The organism is Nonomuraea mangrovi (assembly GCF_042681425.1).
GTDB lineage: Bacteria > Actinomycetota > Actinomycetes > Streptosporangiales > Streptosporangiaceae > Nonomuraea > Nonomuraea mangrovi.
In genome coordinates this window covers 74269-90584 of the sequence record NZ_JBHUFV010000083.1, presented here as the reverse complement: position 1 = coordinate 90584, position 16316 = coordinate 74269, and the positions used below count along the sequence as shown (strand labels likewise).

The 16316-nt window shown below is 72.4% G+C and carries 16 protein-coding genes; 11 read left to right on the top strand and 5 right to left on the bottom strand.

Annotation, left to right across the window (positions count from 1 at the left end):
* The first annotated feature begins 26 nt into the window (after positions 1 to 26).
* From ACFSKW_RS49285 to ACFSKW_RS49265, 5 genes are all read left to right on the top strand, one after another.
* Positions 27 to 2723 (top strand): AfsR/SARP family transcriptional regulator, encoded by a 2697-nt coding sequence (locus tag ACFSKW_RS49285; protein WP_379581805.1) that lies wholly within the window; start codon positions 27 to 29, stop codon positions 2721 to 2723.
* A gap of 110 nt (positions 2724 to 2833) precedes the next feature.
* Positions 2834 to 3232: a hypothetical protein gene (locus ACFSKW_RS49280; protein ID WP_379581803.1), complete on the top strand. Its 399-nt coding sequence runs from the start codon at positions 2834 to 2836 to the stop codon at positions 3230 to 3232.
* A 33-nt stretch (positions 3233 to 3265) separates the two neighbouring features.
* Positions 3266 to 3883 (top strand): hypothetical protein, encoded by a 618-nt coding sequence (locus tag ACFSKW_RS49275; RefSeq protein WP_379581801.1) that lies wholly within the window; start codon positions 3266 to 3268, stop codon positions 3881 to 3883.
* Positions 3880 to 4458, top strand: a complete 579-nt coding sequence (locus ACFSKW_RS49270) for a hypothetical protein (protein ID WP_379581799.1) — start codon at positions 3880 to 3882, stop codon at positions 4456 to 4458. Before ACFSKW_RS49275 ends, ACFSKW_RS49270 begins: the two co-directional genes overlap by 4 nt.
* Positions 4455 to 4985 carry a hypothetical protein gene (locus ACFSKW_RS49265; RefSeq protein WP_379581797.1) on the top strand — a complete coding sequence of 177 codons (531 nt, stop codon included), beginning with the start codon at positions 4455 to 4457 and terminating at the stop codon, positions 4983 to 4985. The genes ACFSKW_RS49270 and ACFSKW_RS49265 overlap by 4 nt, the downstream gene beginning before the upstream one ends.
* Before the next feature lie 29 nt (positions 4986 to 5014).
* Here ACFSKW_RS49265 and ACFSKW_RS49260 read toward each other — a convergent pair whose 3' ends face one another.
* The gene (locus tag ACFSKW_RS49260; protein WP_379581795.1) at positions 5015 to 6217 is read right to left on the bottom strand and encodes a hypothetical protein; all 1203 of its coding nucleotides are present in this window, start codon (positions 6215 to 6217) and stop codon (positions 5015 to 5017) included.
* Between the two features lie 195 nt (positions 6218 to 6412).
* Between ACFSKW_RS49260 and ACFSKW_RS49255 the strand changes: the two genes are divergently transcribed.
* Positions 6413 to 7366, top strand: coding sequence for an extracellular catalytic domain type 1 short-chain-length polyhydroxyalkanoate depolymerase (locus ACFSKW_RS49255; RefSeq protein WP_379581793.1), 954 nt, complete (start codon positions 6413 to 6415; stop codon positions 7364 to 7366).
* Positions 7367 to 7449: 83 nt separating this feature from the next.
* Here the strand turns inward: ACFSKW_RS49255 and ACFSKW_RS49250 are convergent, their stop codons facing one another.
* Complete coding sequence (locus ACFSKW_RS49250; RefSeq protein ID WP_379581791.1) at positions 7450 to 8388, bottom strand: AraC family transcriptional regulator; 939 nt, start codon at positions 8386 to 8388, stop codon at positions 7450 to 7452.
* A gap of 82 nt (positions 8389 to 8470) precedes the next feature.
* On the opposite strand from ACFSKW_RS49250, the gene ACFSKW_RS49245 reads away from it, so the two are divergent.
* Positions 8471 to 9295, top strand: a complete 825-nt coding sequence (locus ACFSKW_RS49245; protein WP_379581789.1) for an NAD(P)H-binding protein — start codon at positions 8471 to 8473, stop codon at positions 9293 to 9295.
* A gap of 77 nt (positions 9296 to 9372) precedes the next feature.
* Positions 9373 to 10167, top strand: a complete 795-nt coding sequence (locus ACFSKW_RS49240; protein WP_379581984.1) for a MerR family transcriptional regulator — start codon at positions 9373 to 9375, stop codon at positions 10165 to 10167.
* A 23-nt stretch (positions 10168 to 10190) separates the two neighbouring features.
* Here the strand turns inward: ACFSKW_RS49240 and ACFSKW_RS49235 are convergent, their stop codons facing one another.
* Positions 10191 to 10763, bottom strand: a complete 573-nt coding sequence (locus ACFSKW_RS49235) for a TetR/AcrR family transcriptional regulator (protein ID WP_379581787.1) — start codon at positions 10761 to 10763, stop codon at positions 10191 to 10193.
* 544 nt (positions 10764 to 11307) lie between these two features.
* Here ACFSKW_RS49235 and ACFSKW_RS49230 point away from each other — a divergent pair.
* Complete coding sequence (locus tag ACFSKW_RS49230; RefSeq protein ID WP_379581785.1) at positions 11308 to 11706, top strand: sensor histidine kinase; 399 nt, start codon at positions 11308 to 11310, stop codon at positions 11704 to 11706.
* A 98-nt stretch (positions 11707 to 11804) separates the two neighbouring features.
* On the opposite strand, the gene ACFSKW_RS49225 is transcribed toward ACFSKW_RS49230, so the two are convergent.
* Positions 11805 to 12440: a flavin reductase family protein gene (locus tag ACFSKW_RS49225; RefSeq protein ID WP_379581783.1), complete on the bottom strand. Its 636-nt coding sequence runs from the start codon at positions 12438 to 12440 to the stop codon at positions 11805 to 11807.
* A gap of 236 nt (positions 12441 to 12676) precedes the next feature.
* Between ACFSKW_RS49225 and ACFSKW_RS49220 the strand changes: the two genes are divergently transcribed.
* Positions 12677 to 14365, top strand: coding sequence for a serine hydrolase (locus ACFSKW_RS49220; RefSeq protein WP_379581781.1), 1689 nt, complete (start codon positions 12677 to 12679; stop codon positions 14363 to 14365).
* Between the two features lie 54 nt (positions 14366 to 14419).
* Here ACFSKW_RS49220 and ACFSKW_RS49215 read toward each other — a convergent pair whose 3' ends face one another.
* Positions 14420 to 15397, bottom strand: a complete 978-nt coding sequence (locus ACFSKW_RS49215; RefSeq protein ID WP_379581779.1) for an endonuclease/exonuclease/phosphatase family protein — start codon at positions 15395 to 15397, stop codon at positions 14420 to 14422.
* 91 nt (positions 15398 to 15488) lie between these two features.
* On the opposite strand from ACFSKW_RS49215, the gene ACFSKW_RS49210 reads away from it, so the two are divergent.
* Positions 15489 to 16283, top strand: coding sequence for an SDR family NAD(P)-dependent oxidoreductase (locus ACFSKW_RS49210; protein WP_379581777.1), 795 nt, complete (start codon positions 15489 to 15491; stop codon positions 16281 to 16283).
* Positions 16284 to 16316 lie beyond the last annotated feature (33 nt).

The following is a 16316-nucleotide window of genomic DNA, read 5'->3' as shown; positions in this document are numbered from 1 at the left end:
GAGGACGTTGTGCCACCGTTGGGCGGGTGGATTTCGGGGTGTTAGGGCGGCTGTCGGTCAGCCGTGACGGGGAGGCGATCGAACTCACCTCGGCCAAGCAGCGCACGCTGCTGGCCGTCCTGCTGGCAGGAGCCAACCGACCCGTCCCGCCCGACCGGCTGGCCGACGCCGCGTGGGGGGAGGCGCCGCCCTCGCCCGCGACCCTGCGCTGGCACGTCCACCACCTGCGCCAGGCGCTCGGCGGCGACCGCGTCACCCGCGAACCCGGCGGATACCTCCTCATCGTCCGCGACGGCGAGCTCGACGCCGCCCGCTTCGAGGAGCTGTGCGCCCGCGCCGCAGGCTCGGGCCCCGCCGAGGTGGCCCGCCTCCTCAGCGAAGCGATGGGTCTGTGGCGCGGTCCCGCCTACGCCGACCTGCCGGGTGACGCTCTCACCGAGGAGGTGGCCAGGCTGGAGGAGCTGCGGCTGCTGGCCGCCGAGCAGCGCGCCGAGGCGATGCTCGCCCTCGACCGCGCCGACGAGCTCACCGCCGACCTGGCCGCCCTCGTCGCCGCCCATCCGCTTCGGGAACGGCTGCGCGAGCTGCTCATGAGAGCCCTGCGGCTGGCGGGGCGGCGCGCCGACGCCCTGCGTGTCCACCAGGAGGGCCGCGACGTGCTGGTCGCCGAGCTCGGCATCGAGCCGGGCCGCAGGCTGAGGGAGTTGCACGAGGAGATCCTGCGCGAGGAGGACCCCGTCCCCGCCGTACGGCCCGCGCAGCTGCCGCCCGACGTCTACGCCTTCACCGGCAGGGCGGCAGAGCTCGATGCCATGGACGGGGACGCGCCGCTCGTGGTCATCAGCGGCGCGGGAGGGGTGGGCAAGACAGGACTGGCCGTGCACTGGGCGCACCGGGCCGCCCACCGGTACCCCGACGGCCAGCTCTATGTCGACCTGCGCGGACAGGCGGACCCGCTCGACCCCGCCGACGTGCTCGAACGCTTCTCCCACGCGCTCGGCGTCACCAGGCCGCCCTCGGGTCTCGACGAGCGGTCGGCGCTCTTCCGCAGCCTGGTGCGCGACAGGCGGATGCTGATTCTCCTGGACAACGCCTCAGGCGCGGCGCAGGTCAGGCCGCTGCTGCCGGGAACCGCACGGTGCCGGGTCGTGGTGACGGGACGGCGGCGCTTCGACGGCCTGGTGGCAGGGGAGGGCGCCAAGCCGGTACAGCTCGACGTCCTGCCGCAGGGAGAGGCGGCCGCGCTGGTCGCCCGCATCGCCTCCCGCGAGCCGTCGGCCGAGCGGCCGCTCTCACGGGTGGCGGAGCTGTGCGACGGGCTCCCGCTCGCCCTGCGGATCGCGGGCGCGCGCCTGGCCACCCGCCCGGGCTGGACGGCCGAGGACCTGGCCGGCCGGCTGGAGGAGGAGCGCCGCCGCCTCGACGAGCTGCGCGCGGGAGACCTCGACGTGCGGGCGGGCTTCGAGCTCGGCTACCGGCACCTGCCCGCGCCCGAGCGCACGCTCTTCGAACGGCTCGGCCTGCTCGACCTGCCGGGGGGCTTCGCGCCCTGGATCGTGGCCGCCCTCATGGACGTCCAGGTCGAGCAGGCGGGCGACCTGCTCGAACGGCTGGCCGACGCCCAGCTCGTCCAGCCGCTCGGCGCGGACCCCTCGGGGCAGGAGCGCTACCGCTTCCACGACCTGATCCGCCTGTTCGCCCGCGAACGCGCCACCGCCGCCATGGACGCCCCCGCCCGCGCGGCCGTGCTCGGCAGGGCCTTCGAGACGTTCCTCGCCCTGGCCGACGAGGCCTACTCCCGCGACTACCTCGACGGGTTCATCCCCTTCCACGGCGACGCGCCGCGCAGGCGAGCCGAGCCCGAGGCGGTCGCGCGGATGCTCGGCGACCCGCTCGCCTGGCTGGAGGCCGAGCGCCGCACGCTCACCGGCCTGGTCGCGCGGGCGGCGGAGCTGGGCATGACCACGCACTGCTGGGATCTGGCGCTGTCCGGTGTGCGGCTGTACGAGATCAGCGGCTACCTCGACGACTGGCGGGCCACGACGCTGCTGGCGTTGCGCGCCTGCCGCACGAAATCGGACAGGAGGGGCGAGAACGCGATGCTCGTCTCGCTCGGCGCCCTGGAGACGATCGAGCGCCGCTACGACCAGGCCCGCCCGCTCCTGACCGAGGCGCTGCCCGGGCTGAGCGGTCACACGCGGATCCTGGCCCTGGTCAACCTGGCCTCCGTCGAGCGCAGGACGGGAAGGGCGGCGGAGTCGCTCGCCCTCTACGACGAGGCGCTCGCCCTGGTGAGGGAGAGCGGCGATGCGCCCGCGCTCGCGCTGACACTGTGCTTCCTGTCCGGCGCCTACGAGGACCTCGGCCGGTACGAGGCGGCGGAGGACCTGCTGGCCGGCGTCCCCGCCCTCGGGATCGGGCGGGTCGAGATCGAGGTGGCGATCCGCCTCGCCAAGATCGCGCTGCGGCGGGGCGACCACGCGAGGGCGTACGAGCTGTTCAGCGCCGTCGTCGACAAGGCCGGAGGATGGAGGGACAGGGTCAACGTCGCCATGGGGAAGGAGGGAGTGGGCAAGGCGCTGGCCGGGCTCGGCAGGAGGCGGGAGGCGGTGGAGGTGCTGACCGAGGCGATCCGGTTGTCGGCCGCCGTCGGCGAGAACGCCCGCGCCCTGGAGATCCGGAACTTCCTCGACGCCCTGGCGGGCGACCGGGCGCGTGGCTAGCAGGGGCGGCTCCAGGCCGCGGGCAGGGGAGGGCCGGAGGAGGGCGGTGGAGGGCCCGGTGGCCGGGGTCTGAGGCATCGTTCCCGGCCCGGCCGGGTATCCGTGCAAGCATGCCGTACACACCCGACCCGGAGCACCGCCGTCCCGACGGAGCGACTGACGCGGTCGTCGAGGGCCTCGGCCGCCTGTCGGAGGCGCTGGAGACCACCGAGCGCGCCAGGGGCCACCTCTACTCCTTCCATCAGCTCACGGGGACCGCCGACCGGACCCTCGACGACGTGGTCGAGCTGCTGGCGTCGGCGGGCCATGACGAGATGGCCCGGCGGATCCGCACCGAGCTGCTGGGGCGCGAGGTCCTGCCTGGACGCTGGACCTTCCAGATCGTCGAGGAGTACGACGACGGTTACTACCGGACGTTCAAAGAGCTCGAACGCCAGGCACGCACCGAGCTGCTCGACGGCAGGCGGCACGTTCACGAGGCCGAGATGCGGCAGCGCCGGCAGACCTGAACGCGGAGGCCGATCGTCGGTATCATGCCGCGGGTGCGGACAGATGGGGACATGTCGCCCCAAGGGCGCGGGGTGTGGCGATGGTACGGCGGCATCGCCGCCGTGGTCGTGTCGTCGATCCTGATCGCCTGGCCGCTCGGCGGTCTCGAGGACGCCGTCAAGGAGGGCCCACGGCAGATCGGGATCGGGCAGAGCGTGACCGGACACAGGGTCGCGATCAGACCGGTCAGGGTCGGGTTCGCCACGAAGGACCCGCTGCCCTGGTCGGGCACGGGGCAGAAGGGCCGCTACCTGGTGCTCGACATGGACGTGACGAACGTCAGCCCGCGGGCGGTGAACCTGACCGAGCTGTATCTCGACCTCGACGTGCACGCCGACCGCTATCACGTCGACCCGATCGCCGACCTCCATCGTCAGGCGGTCGTCCGTGACGACGGCGAGGGCGGACAGATCAACCCCGGCATGGCGGAGAAGGTCAGGTTCGCGTGGGTGCTGCCGGCGTCCGTCGGCGATCCGCGGCAGGTCACGGTCACGATGCGGGACGAGACGTGGGAGCCGAGCTGGTCGCTGCTCGGCTACAGCTCGGGCGTGTCCCTGTGGTTCAAGGGCGAGGTGATGGCGATCCTGAAGGCCCGGGTCGAGCGCGGATGAACAGAGCGGCCTCCGTGGCGGTCGGCCTGGCCCTGCTCGCCGCCATCGGAGGGGCGCAGCGGCTCATCCCTGATGCGGACCTGACCTACCGGCCGATCGCCACGGGCGGCGTGGTGGGCGAGGAGGTGCGCGTCCTGCCGTACACCTTCAGGGTCGACGGCGTGGAGGTGGGCCGCACGCTGCGGCTGGAGAAGTCCTTCGGCGGCAAGACGATGACCACCGGCGGCGTGTGGGTGGTCGTGCGGGCGGGCGCGGCGGCGACCACCGAACAGGTCACGCTGGGAACGGCCGTGCTGAGGTCGGCGGACGGCGCCGAGTTCGCGGTCAGCGACCGGGTGCTCGGCCTGGAGGGTGAGCCGCTGCAGGCGGGCATCTGGCGGTCGGGAACGCTGGCCTTCGAGATCCTGCCCGCGCAGGCGGAGGGGGCGCGGCTGGTGATCAGCAAGGCGCGGTACTCCAGCATCCACCGCCTCAACGGGGCGCTCGGTCCGGCGGTGGAGATCGACCTGGGCCTCACCCGCGAGCGGCTCGCCGCGGCGGGCCCGACGGTGACGATCAAGGAGGGCGCGCCGTGAGGAACCTTCGCTACGCGCTCGGCCTCGTGGTCGCGGTCGCCGGCGTGGTGGGCGTGCAGGCCCTTCCCCACCTCGAGCGCTACCGGGCCGCCATGGGGGACGCCGTGGTCGAGGCGCCGCCTGGCGGGCCCGCGCAGCACGCGGGATCGCGGTGGCGGCTGATCAGCCTGAAGCCCGTCGACCCAGGGGAGCGCGCCCCGGCGGGCACCAGGGCGCTGACCGCGGTGATCGGGGTGACGCCGCTGTCCCAGGAGGCCGGCAAGACGCTGGCCAAGGGGTGCGCCGCCGCGGTCCGCGACCCGTCGGGCCGGGTGTGGACCTCCGCGACCGTTAGCTCGGTCACGCCGGTCGACGGCGTGGAGCCGACGTGCTCGCGCTTCGACGGGAACTACAAGCCAGTGCCGCCGAGGGTCGGAAAGGAGCTGCGGTGGCAGGCCTCCTTCGTGGTCCCCGCGGCCGCCGCCGACCCCATGCGGATCGAGGTGCGGCTGGAGGGCGTGGAAGAGGCCCTCAGGCTGGCGCCCTGACCTCACGTCCGCCGGCCGCGGGGCCGCCGTCAGGGGAGCCCGCCGTTCCCGGGCCTGTCGTTCCCCAGGCCGGCCTCTCGGCTGCGCCCGAGCAGGTGCAGGGCGGCGGCCAGCAGGCTGATCCGTGCCACCTCGAACAGCGCGGTCACACCGAACCGGACAGGCCCGTGCCACATGGTCCACCAGTTGCTCTCGTGCGGGCCGACGAGCCTGGTGACGCCCACGAAGGTCCACTCCCTGGCCAGGAGCAGCAGGACGTAGCAGAGGCAGAACGTCAGGTAGAAGCGCGCGCCCGCGCTGAGGACGTAGCGCATGCCGTTGAGCATCGGGGTGTACTTGTCGCGCAGACCACCTGTCAGGAACTCGGCGGCCGACCTGATCTGACGCGGCAGCCGCCGCCAGACGGCTCCCGCCGTCGGCTCCACGCGGGTGCCCGCGACGATCTCCTCCTCGCGGGACATGTCCCTGCCGTACACGACGGCGGCGATCGTGAGCCAGACCAGCGGGAGCACCAGCGCCTCCACAGGACGGGGCAGCACCACGCCCACGAGGTCGGCGAGCGGGCCGAGGACCGCCCCCAGCGCGTCGCTCACCATTGCCCACGCCGCGCGGGAGGTCAGCCACTCGATCCTCGCGGAGACGAACACCTCCAGGCTGATGACCGCGAAGAACATCCACATGGACTCGAAGGCCGTGGTGAGCACCCCCGCGAAGGCGCCGCGGCCCCGCTCGTACCACTTCTCGAGCAGGGCGCGCACGGCGAACGTGACGGCGGCGATGGCGCCCGTGACCAGCAGCGGGTCGAAGGACAGGTTGTCGATCTGCTGGACGCCGCCGAGTTCCTGGGCCAGCACGCTGTACTGGCGCACGTCCTCCGCGAACAGGCCCCACGCGCCGTAGAAGACCAGGAAGGGCAGCAGGGTGTGGGCGATGGCCGTCCTGAGCCTGTCGTCTCCCACGTCCCCGGCCGTCGTGCCGGACGGGTCGGGCGCCTCGCCCCTCCTGATCACCCTGAACATGGCGATGTAGGCGGCCAGCGTCGCGAGCACGGCGAGGCTCATCACGGCGAACCCGACGTACTTGCGCGGTCCCTCGACATCGGCCGTGTACGCGGCCACCAGCAGGATCAGGTCGTGGACCAGCCGTCCCGCGCTGTAGAAGAAGGCCAGGGGCAGCAGGTGTCTGCCGGCGAGCCTCAGGCTCTCCGCGGGCAGCCAAAGTGGTGACGCCATAAGCGGTGAATCCTACTGAAGCCCTCCCATTCTCGACACACCTCACCGCTGCGATCCGCTCACCACCGCGATCCGCCGACTGTGCGCCCGCACAGGGAGAAGGCCGGAGCCGGCTGCGTGGGCCCATCGACTTCGGCACCCCGCTGGCCCACGATCTGCCCTAAGCCTCGGCCAACCACCCCCATGGAGGCAGGATTGAAACGTTTCGCCATCGCCGTCGCCCTCGCGCTCGTCGCCACCACGCTGGTCGCGACGCCCGCGCACGCGGCAGGCACGAGCTTCACCGGCAGCTACTCCAACGCGGCCGGCTTCAGGAACTACCGCGGCTACGTGCCGTCCTCCTACCGGCCCGGCACCCCGATGCCGCTGCTGGTCGCCCTGCACGGCTGCACCATGAACGCCAAGGACATGGAGGACGTCACCAGGTACAACGCGCTCGCCGAGGCCCGTGGCTTCATCGTCGTCTATCCCGAGCAGGGCATCCTGAACAACCTGCTGAGCTGCTGGAACTTCGCCCAGGCCGGCAACCAGGTGCGCGGCAAGGGCGAGCCGTCGATCATCGCGGGCATCACCGAGAAGATCCGCTCGCAGTACACCGTCGACACCCGCAGGACCTACGTCATCGGAGCCTCCTCGGGGGCCGCGATGTCGTCGATCATGGGGGCCACCTATCCCGACGTGTACGCGGCCATCGGCATCATGGCCGGCGGCCCCTTCCCGCATGACCAGAACGCGACACCCGAGCAGAGCGGCCTGCACGCCTACCAGGCGATGGGCGCCTACGCCCGCAAGATGCCCGTCTTCCTGGTCCACGGCCTCGCCGACGGGACCGTGAACCCGCAACTGGGTCGCGACGCCGTCACCCAGTGGGCCCAGACCGCCGACCTGGCGCTCGACGGGGGTGTGGACGACGACGACGTCGACGCGATCGCCGACGTCACCAGACAGGCCACGGAGAACGGGCGCGCCTTCACCCACGACACCCACACCCAGGCCGGCACCGGCGAGTCGGTGATCGAGGCCTACTTCGTCGAAGGACTGGCGCACAAGTGGTCGGGCGGCTGCTCGTGCAGCAGGTTCGGCGACCCTCTCGGGCCGGACGCCACGCGCATCTCGTGGGACTTCTTCACGGCCCACCCCATGCCGTAGCCGTCTACGCGGCCCCTGCCGAGTGACCAGGCCGGGGCCGCTCCGCCTGCCCTGAGCCCCGCTGCCGGCACGGTCCTGCGGGCTCAGGCGGGCAGCCTGGATCTGGCGCGATGCTCGCTCGGCCGCACCCCGAGCGTCCGCTTGAAGGCGACGCTGAGCGCGTAGGCGTTGGAGTAGCCGACCTGGCGGGCGACGGCGTCGACCGTCCCGTCGGTGCGGGCCAGCAGATCGGCCGCCTGGCAGATACGCCAGTCGGTGAGGTACGCCATGGGCGGCCGGCCCACCAGTTCGGTGAAGCGCTGGGCGAACCGCGACCGCGAGACGCCCGCCTTGCCGGCCAGGCTCGCCACCGTCCACGGATGCGCGGGATCGTCGTGGATGAGCCGCAGCGCCCTGCCGATCACGGGGTCGTGGTGGGCGCGGTACCACGAAGGGGCGCAGGCCTCGGGGCGATCGAACCATTCCCGCAGACTGGAGACGAGCAGCAGGTCGAGCAGCCGGTCGAGGACCACCTGCTGACCCGGCTTGTCCCGGCCGATCTCGCTGACGATCATGTCGAGGATGGGGCGGCCAGCGGATGCCGACGGAACGTGGGCGACGCGCGGCAGCGCCGAGAGCACCCGCTCCGTCACGCTGCCCCGTACCTGGTAGGTCCCCTTGAGCCCGATGGCGGAGCGGCCGAGGCCGTCGTCCGCGCACATCGGCAGCTCGTCCAGCACGGTCCGCCCGTCGGGCGTCGTGCAGAGCTCCGCGTCGTGGATCACGGCCAGCGGCGCGGTTCCGGGGGAGTCGGCGACGGTGAACGGCTCGGGGCCTCTCACGATGGCGACGTCGCGGGCGCGCAGCAGGACGGGATCGCCGCCGTCGGGCACGATCCACGCCTCACCGCTGAGGATCGCCATCAGGGTCAGCGGTGTCTCCTCCACGAAACGCAGTGCCCACGGCGGGCGGACGATCGACTGGTCGAACAGCGCCCCTCTGGGCGTGACCTCGTGCAGCAGGCTCGACAGGGCGTCTTCCACGCCGCGCAGTCTAGACGCGCGGACATCGATCCAGGAGTCTCAGCCATCGCCCGTCCGATCTGATGGCGGTTGACTGGCACGCATGACGACTTCACCGATTCTGGTTCTCGGCGGCACGGGCAAGACGGGCCGCAGGGTGGCGGCAGGGCTGCGCGCTCAGGGTCACACCGCCCGGGTGGCGTCCAGGTCGGGCGAGACCCGCTTCGACTGGGCCGACGAGGCGACGTGGAAGCCCGCCCTGTCCGGCGCGCGCGCCGCCTACGTGGTCGACTCGCAGGCGGCCGACGCCGCGACGACGCTGCGGGCCTTCGGCGAGCTGGCCGCCGCCCATGGCGTCGAACGGCTGGTCCTGCTGTCCGCGCGGGTGTGGGCGGAGATGGGTGTCCCCTCCGACGCCGAGCAGGCGGTGCGTGAGTCGGGCACGGCGTGGACGATCCTGCGCCCGACGTGGTTCATGCAGAACTTCAGCGAGGACCCGATGCTGACGGGGCCCGTGGCCGCGGGCGACGTCAGGCTGCCCGCCGGCGAGGGGAAGGAGCCGTTCGTCGACCTGGAGGACGTCGCGGACGTGGCCGTCGCCGCGCTGACAGGCCAGGGACACGACGGCCAGATCTACGAGCTGTCGGGCCCCGAGGCGATCACGTGGCGCGAGGCCGTCGGCGAGGTCGCGCGGGCCGCGGGCAGGGCGATCGGCTACACCCCGCTCAGCGTGGCGCGGTACCGCGAGGAGGCGGCCGCGCTCGGGTATCCCGCCGAGTACACGGCGCTGCTCGGAGAGCTGTTCGAGCACATCCGCCAGGGGCGCGCCGAGCACGTCTCCGACGGCGTCCAGCGCGTGCTCGGCCGCGAGCCGGGTGACTTCGCGTCCTACGCGCGCCGGACGGGGGCCGCCTTCCCCCGCGCGTAGGCCGCGGCGCCGGCCCGGGTGGGGCTCGGCTCAGGGTGGAACCTGCCCCTGGGGGAGGTCCCACACTGGGACGCGTGATGAACATCGGGGAGTTCGCCGAACTGACCGGCCTGAGCGTGAAGGCGCTCCGCCTCTACGACGAGCAGGACCTGCTGCCGCCCGCCGCTGTCGACGAGTGGTCGCGGCACCGCCGTTACAGCGCCACCCAGTTCGAGTCCGCGCTGAGGCTCAAGGCGGCCCGCTCGGCCGATCTGCCGCTGGCCGAGGCGGCCAAGCTGCTCCAGGATCCGGAGACCGCCGCCGTGACGCTGGCCGTACACAGGGACAGGCTGGCAGCCGAGCGGGAGCGCCAGGACGCCGCGCTGGCCGTCCTCGACCAGCTGCTGGCGGGCCCCGTGGAGTGGCAGGCCGAGGTACGGCAGGCGGAGCGGCAGCACTGGGCGGGCGTGCTCCTTCCACCCGAGGTCGCCGACGACGAGCGGGCGAACGAGCTGTTCGCCGGGCTGTGGCGACGGCTGTCGGCGGCGGGCAACGCACCGACAGGGGCGTTCTGGACCACGATCGGGACGGCGGAGGGCAGCGAGACCGAGACGGAGGTGGTGTGCTGCTGGCCGGTCGCCGAGCCGCCCCCCTCCGACTGGGACGACGTGCGGCGCGGCACGATCGAGCCGGGCAAGGAGATGGTGGTCCGCTGGCGGTTCGAGCAGGACGTCCCGGTCGTCGACGGGGCGGCGCACCCCGCCGTGCTCGCCCTGCTGGCCGCCGTGGAGCGCGAAGGGGTCAACGTCTCGCTCGCCCGGCTGCGCCAGATCGGTCTGCTGGAGGACGGCGTCCCCGTGGGCATGGAGGTGGCGGTCCGCCTGACGTCCTGACCGCTCGAGGCGGGACCCCCGGTTCACGCGAGCGTGCGCGAACCGCGGCGGCGGGGTGGCCGGTCGAGCAGCGCGGCGGCCACGGCACGGGCGCGGTGCGCGGGTCTCGCCGTCCGGTCGTGCATGGCCGTGACCATGGCGCCGTCCATCAGCAGGACGATCTGGCATGCCAGCCGCTCCACGTCCGGGTGCCCGCTCTCGGCGAGCAGTCCCGTGACATAGGAGGTGACGCGCTCCTTGTGCGCGACGGCGAGCTGATGAGCCGCGCTGCCGGGGGTGGCCTCGACCATGGCGTTGATGAACGCGCACCCATGGAAGTCCGCGCGGGCGAACCACTCGGCCAGGGCGTCGAAGACGTTCAGCGCCTCGCCGCCCAGGGCGTTCACCCGCTCGGCCAGCCACGCCCTCCATGCCTGGTCGCGCCGCCGCAGCACCGCCACGACCAGGTCCTCCTTGCCGGGGAAGTGGCGGTAGAACGAGGCCCGCCCGACCCCTGAGTCGCCCAGGATGCGCTCGACCCCGACCGCCCTGACGCCCTCGGCGTAGAAGAGAGCGTCGGCGGTGACGAGCAGTCGTTCGCGGGCTCCGGTAGGCATGAGCCCACGCTATCCGATCTTGACCCGAACGGAACTGTTCGGTACCGTCCGGTCGAGCCGATCACGCTGTTAATCTACGGCCCGTATTATGCGGTTCGGGACAGCCCGGTAATGATCGAGTTGGGAGTGCCGTGCGCGTTTTCAACCAGTTGGGCACGAAGGGCAAGCTGATCGGAGCGACCGCTCCGCTCGCCGCCGGCGGCGCCGCGGGCGCGACGGGCGACGGCGGGCATCACGGCTGATGGGACCGGCTGCGCCCCCGCCGTACGGCAGGCGGAAATCGCCTCGGCGTCTCCGCTGATCTCGCCGTACGGCAGGCGCCGAGCCGCCATAATCGGGGACACGCATGACTGCCCGCGTCAGGGCCCGTACGAGGGGATGTTCGGTCACACGGGGCAGGCGCCGCGGTCGCCAGGGGCACGTCCGATCTTGTCGCTCGTCACGCGACAGGAAGCCGGACTCGGGGTAGACGGGGGCGTTCGCCAAGGACGTCCGCGCACGGGGGGCCGCCCGCTCGGAGCGGGCAACGGAAACAGGGGGACACATGGTTATGCAGCTGTACGTGACCGAGCCCGACGCTCTGGGATCGACGCTGGAGACGTTAGCGCAGGAATGGTCGGCGCGGACCGGCGTCGTGGTCGAGATCTGGGCGCTGCCCAGGGCTCCTGTCCCAGGTGAGGCGGGCGAGGTCGTCCGCTACACCATCAGGACCGTGTTCGACCAGATCGAGACGTACGGCGGGACGCGCAGGCTGTCGATCGCCGTCACGTCAGGCGACTACGGGCTCAGACTGACCATCAGCCATGACGGGGAGGGCTTCCCCGTGCCGGCGGGCGAGCGCTTCGCCGTACCCGTGGCCCGGTTCGCCTCGCTGCGCGGGAAGTTGACCGTCAACGACGTTCACGGCGCGGGCACGACCATCACCGGCGCGATTCCGCTGTAAGGACTCACGGTGGGTGGAGCCCCGGACGACCGCGTGCCGCGCCTCCACCCACCGCGTCTCCACCCACCGCCCGTGCCGGCTGAGGGCGACCCCGCAGGTCATGCCGTCCGCGCACGGTCGTGTGGCATGTTCCACCCCTTCGCGAGCTTGGACGGGTGGACGTTCTCCGCGCCGCCGAAGAACTCGCAGAACTTCATGATGAGCGGATCCCACCCGACCGGGTCGACGTACTGCGTGCCGGGGATGATCAGGCTCTCGTCGACGTGGGCGCGGACGACCTCCACCTCGAAGGCGGTGGCGTGCGACGTCGGAGCGCCGAACGGGTACGACGCGGTGACCGTGCACTCCAGCTGGATGGGGCACTCGGCCGCCCGTGGCGCCTTGACCAGGTCGGACGGCTGTTCGGTCAGTCCCGCCAGCCCGAACTTGTCCGGCTCGTACCGGTAGCCCTGCCGTGCCTTGCCGGGATGTACCACGGGCGCGCCCGTCGTGAGCGCGAGTCTGTCGACCGCCTCGACCATCGCGGACGACGGCAGGTTGAGCACGCATTCGCGCTCCCGCAGCAGGTTGGCCGTCGTCTGCCCGCTGTTGCCCAGGCCCAGCATGCAGCACCGGCCCAGCCACCACGCCGAGGACATCGGCGCGAGGTTGGCGGTGCCGTCCTCGTTGAGGGAGCTGATCAGCACCACGGGCGTGCCGAAGTACATCACCTTCAGCTCGGGGGTCACGTGCACAGGTGGGGTCCTTTCGCGTCGAATGCCTGCGGAGTCCGACTCTGGCGGGTCGACGGGCGCCTGCGCTGGCGAGGATCGGACGCGTCATCCCTCGGCCGGGCGAGCGCCTGGGAGTCGCCGGCGGCCGCCGGCGGTGTGGGCGTGCCCGTGCGCCTGCTCGCGGTCCTGGGCCGCCGTCATCGGTTGGGGAGTCCGGGGGCGCACATAGCCGTGTGAAATGCGGAAATACTGTAAAGGTGAGGCGGAGGTGCGCGGGCCGGGCGGCCGCGGGCGCGGGTGCGTTGCTGATCGCCGCGTGCGGCACCGGGGGCATGGTGACGGCGGCAGGGCAGTTCGGCGCGCCGCTCGGCGCAGCCGTCGCGGCGGGGACGCGGCCGGACCCACCGGCCGTGCCGACGTCGACGACCCTCGCCACGCCCACGCCCACGCCCGCGCTGTCGGCGGCCCCGCCGGCCCAGGCGCCGCCCTCCCTCACCCAGGCGCAGATCCACGGCGCCGTCGCCCGCCTCGACGGGGTCATCCGCGCCACGATGGCCAGGACCGGCGTGCCCGGCCTGTCGGTCGCCGTCGTCCACAAGGACCGGACGCTGTACCTGAAGGGGTACGGCGTGAGGCGCGTGGGCGACCCTCGGCCCGTCGGCCCCGACACCGTGTTCCAGCTCGCCTCGGTCTCCAAGCCCCTGGCCTCGACCGTGGTCGCGGGGGTCGTGGGCGGCAAAACCGTCGCCTGGGACGACCCTGTGGTCAAGCACGACCCGGAGTTCGCGCTCAAGGACCCGTGGGTGAGCAGGCACGTCACCCTGGCCGACCTGTTCGCCCACCGCAGCGGTCTTCCCGATCACGCCGGCGACCTGCTCGAAGATCTCGGGTACGGCAGGCCGTACATCATCGCACGCCTGCGCTACGAGCCGCTGGCGCCCTTCCGCGCGAGCTACGCCTACACCAACTTCGGGCTGACGGCGGCCGCGGAGGCGGTGGCGAAGGCCCGCGGCGTCACATGGGAGGAGCTGTCGGCGCGGGTGCTGTACCGGCCACTCGGCATGACGTCCACCAGCTCGCTCTTCGACGACTACGCCAACGCGCCCGACCGGGCCTCCCTCCACGTCAAGGTGAACGGTCACTGGGAGGCCAAGGGCAGCCGCGACCCGCAGGCCCAGTCACCGGCGGGCGGCGCCAGCTCCACGGCCCGCGACATGGTCTCGTGGATGCGGCTGCAGCTCGGCGACGGCAAGGTCGGCGGCAGGACGGTCATCGATCAGGCCGCCCTCGAACAGACGCACCTGCCGCAGATCGTCTCCGCCCCGCCCAGGGCGCCGTTCGGCGAGGCCGGCTTCTACGGTCTCGGCTGGAACGTGGGCTACGACGACCTCGGACGGCTCCGGCTCAACCACTCGGGCGGGTTCGACCTCGGCGCGGCCACCACGGTGACGCTGCTCCCGACGGAAGGGCTCGGCATCGTCGTCCTCACCAACGGCGAACCCCTAGGCGTACCCGAGGCGGTGGCCGAGACCTTCTTCGACATCGCGCAGCACAGCAGGCAGACCGTCGACTGGCTTCCCCTCATCGGCGGCCTGTTCGCGAAGATGGACCAGGCCGGGCGGTCGACGCTCGACTACGCGAGACCCCCGCCCGACGCCACCCAGCGGCATCCGGCCGACGCGTACACGGGAACCTACGACAACCCCTACTACGGGCCGATGCAGGTCCTCTCCACCCCGGACGGTCTGGTGATGCGGCTCGGCCCCAAGGGGACGGCGTTCCCGCTGCGCCACTACGACGGCGACACCTTCAGCTACCCCACCCAGGGGGAGAACGCGGTGGGCCTGTCCGGCGTACGGTTCACCGTGCGGGAGGCCCGGCGGGCGACCGCGGTGACCGTCGAGCACCTCAACCAGAATGGCCTGGGCACCTTCACCCGCCGCTGAGCCCCGCCTCCACCTCGGTCCCAGGGACGACCGCCCCCGTGCCGTCCTGCGATGTCACGGGAGGCGGAGCTCGGCGAAGACAGCGCGATGGTCGGTGCGCGGGACGTCACGCACCTCCACCCGTGCCACACCCATCCGCCGGTCCGCCAGCACGTGGTCGATCGTGATCAGCGGCGGGATCAGCCGCCCGTGCGGCCACGTCGGCGTCAGCCCCTCGCCCGCCGCCTCGCCCGCGTCGATGTAGCCCTTCGCGAGCAGGTCGCGCATGGCCCTGTGGTCGAGGCTGGCGTTGAAGTCCCCGGCCAGCACGCGCATCACGTCAGGTGACGGCGGCGGCATCGCCGCGAGCGAGGCGTTCCATTCGGCGGTCATCCGGCCCAGCGGCGGATTCGGGTGGATCGCCACCACCTGCGCCCGGGCGCCCGAAGGCAGCGTCACGGTGGCCGCGGGCATGTTATGGCCGATGGGCGTGAACAACCCCTTCAGCTCGGTCAGCGGATGCTTGGCGTACAGCCCGCTGCCCGTAGCGCCCCACGCGGGCTGGAGCACCCGGTACGGCATGAGCGTGTCCAGCCCCGCCGCGTCGAGCCGCCTGACCGTCTCGGGTCCCAGTTCGAGCGCGCTGAACACGTCCGGATCGAACTCCCGTACCAGCGAGACCACGGCCTGGGCGTCCGCCCTGGAGAACAGGTTGATCGACAGCACCTTGAGCGCGGGCCCCCGCGCGGTGAGCGGGTCGGCGAAGGCGCGGGGCAGCACGCCGGTCGCCAGCGCCAGCACGGCGGCCAGCGCCGGCACGGCCGCGGCCCTCCTGCGCACCGCCAGCACCGCCGCCACGGCCGTCCCGGCCACCAGCGCGTACGGCGTGAGCGTCATCAGCTGCGTCAGGAACGATCCATGCTCAAGCCCGAGAAGCCTGACACATGCCCAGGCGGCGATCAACGCCGCCACCAGCCACGACATCCACCGCCTGCGCGCGCGGCGTGGCGCGGACTCGGTCACCCGCTGGCCCTTCTCGGCGGTGATGCTCACGTGAACCCCTTGCCTCGGCTTGTCCCATGACAGCGTCGGACACGGAAATGAAAGGCGGATGAACCACCACCGCGCGGGAAGGACCATCCCCATGCACATCGATCTCTCGGGGAAGACCGCCCTGGTCACCGGCTCGACACAGGGCATCGGGGCGGCGATCGCCGCAGGGCTCGCCAGGTCGGGGGCGCGCGTGGCGGTCAACGGCAGGAGCCGGTCGACCGTCGAGGCGGCGGCGGACAAGCTGCGCGGCGAGGTGGAGGGCGCGCAGGTGACGGCCGTCGCCGCGGACCTGTCCACCGAGGACGGCGCCGCCAGGGTGGTCGAGCTCCTGCCCGATGTGGACATCCTCGTCAACAACCTCGGCATCTTCGGCGCCAAGCCCGCGCTGGAGATCACCGACGACGAGTGGCGCAGGTACTTCGAGGTGAACGTCCTTGCCGCGGTCAGACTCACCCGCGCCTACCTGCCGGGCATGACCGAAAGGTCGTGGGGGCGCGTGCAGTACGTCGCCAGCGACTCGGCGGTGGTCACGCCCGTCGAGATGATCCATTACGGCATGTCGAAGACGGCCCTCCTCGCCGTCTCGCGCGGGTTCGCCAAGGAGGCGGCGGGGAGCGGCGTCACCGTCAACTCGGTGATCGCGGGCCCGACCCACACAGGCGGAGTCGAGGACTTCGTGTACGAGCTGGTCGACAGGGAACTGCCGTGGGAGGAGGCGCAGCGGGCGTTCATGCGCAGGCACCGGCCCCAGTCGCTGCTGCAGCGGCTGATCGAGCCCGAGGAGATCGCGAACATGGTGGTCTACCTCAGCTCGCCGCAGGCCTCGGCGACCACGGGCGGCGCGGTCCGCGTCGACGGCGGCTACGTGGACGCCATCCTGCCCTGACCGGTGCGCAGAGCGCCGCCTTGACCGGTGCGC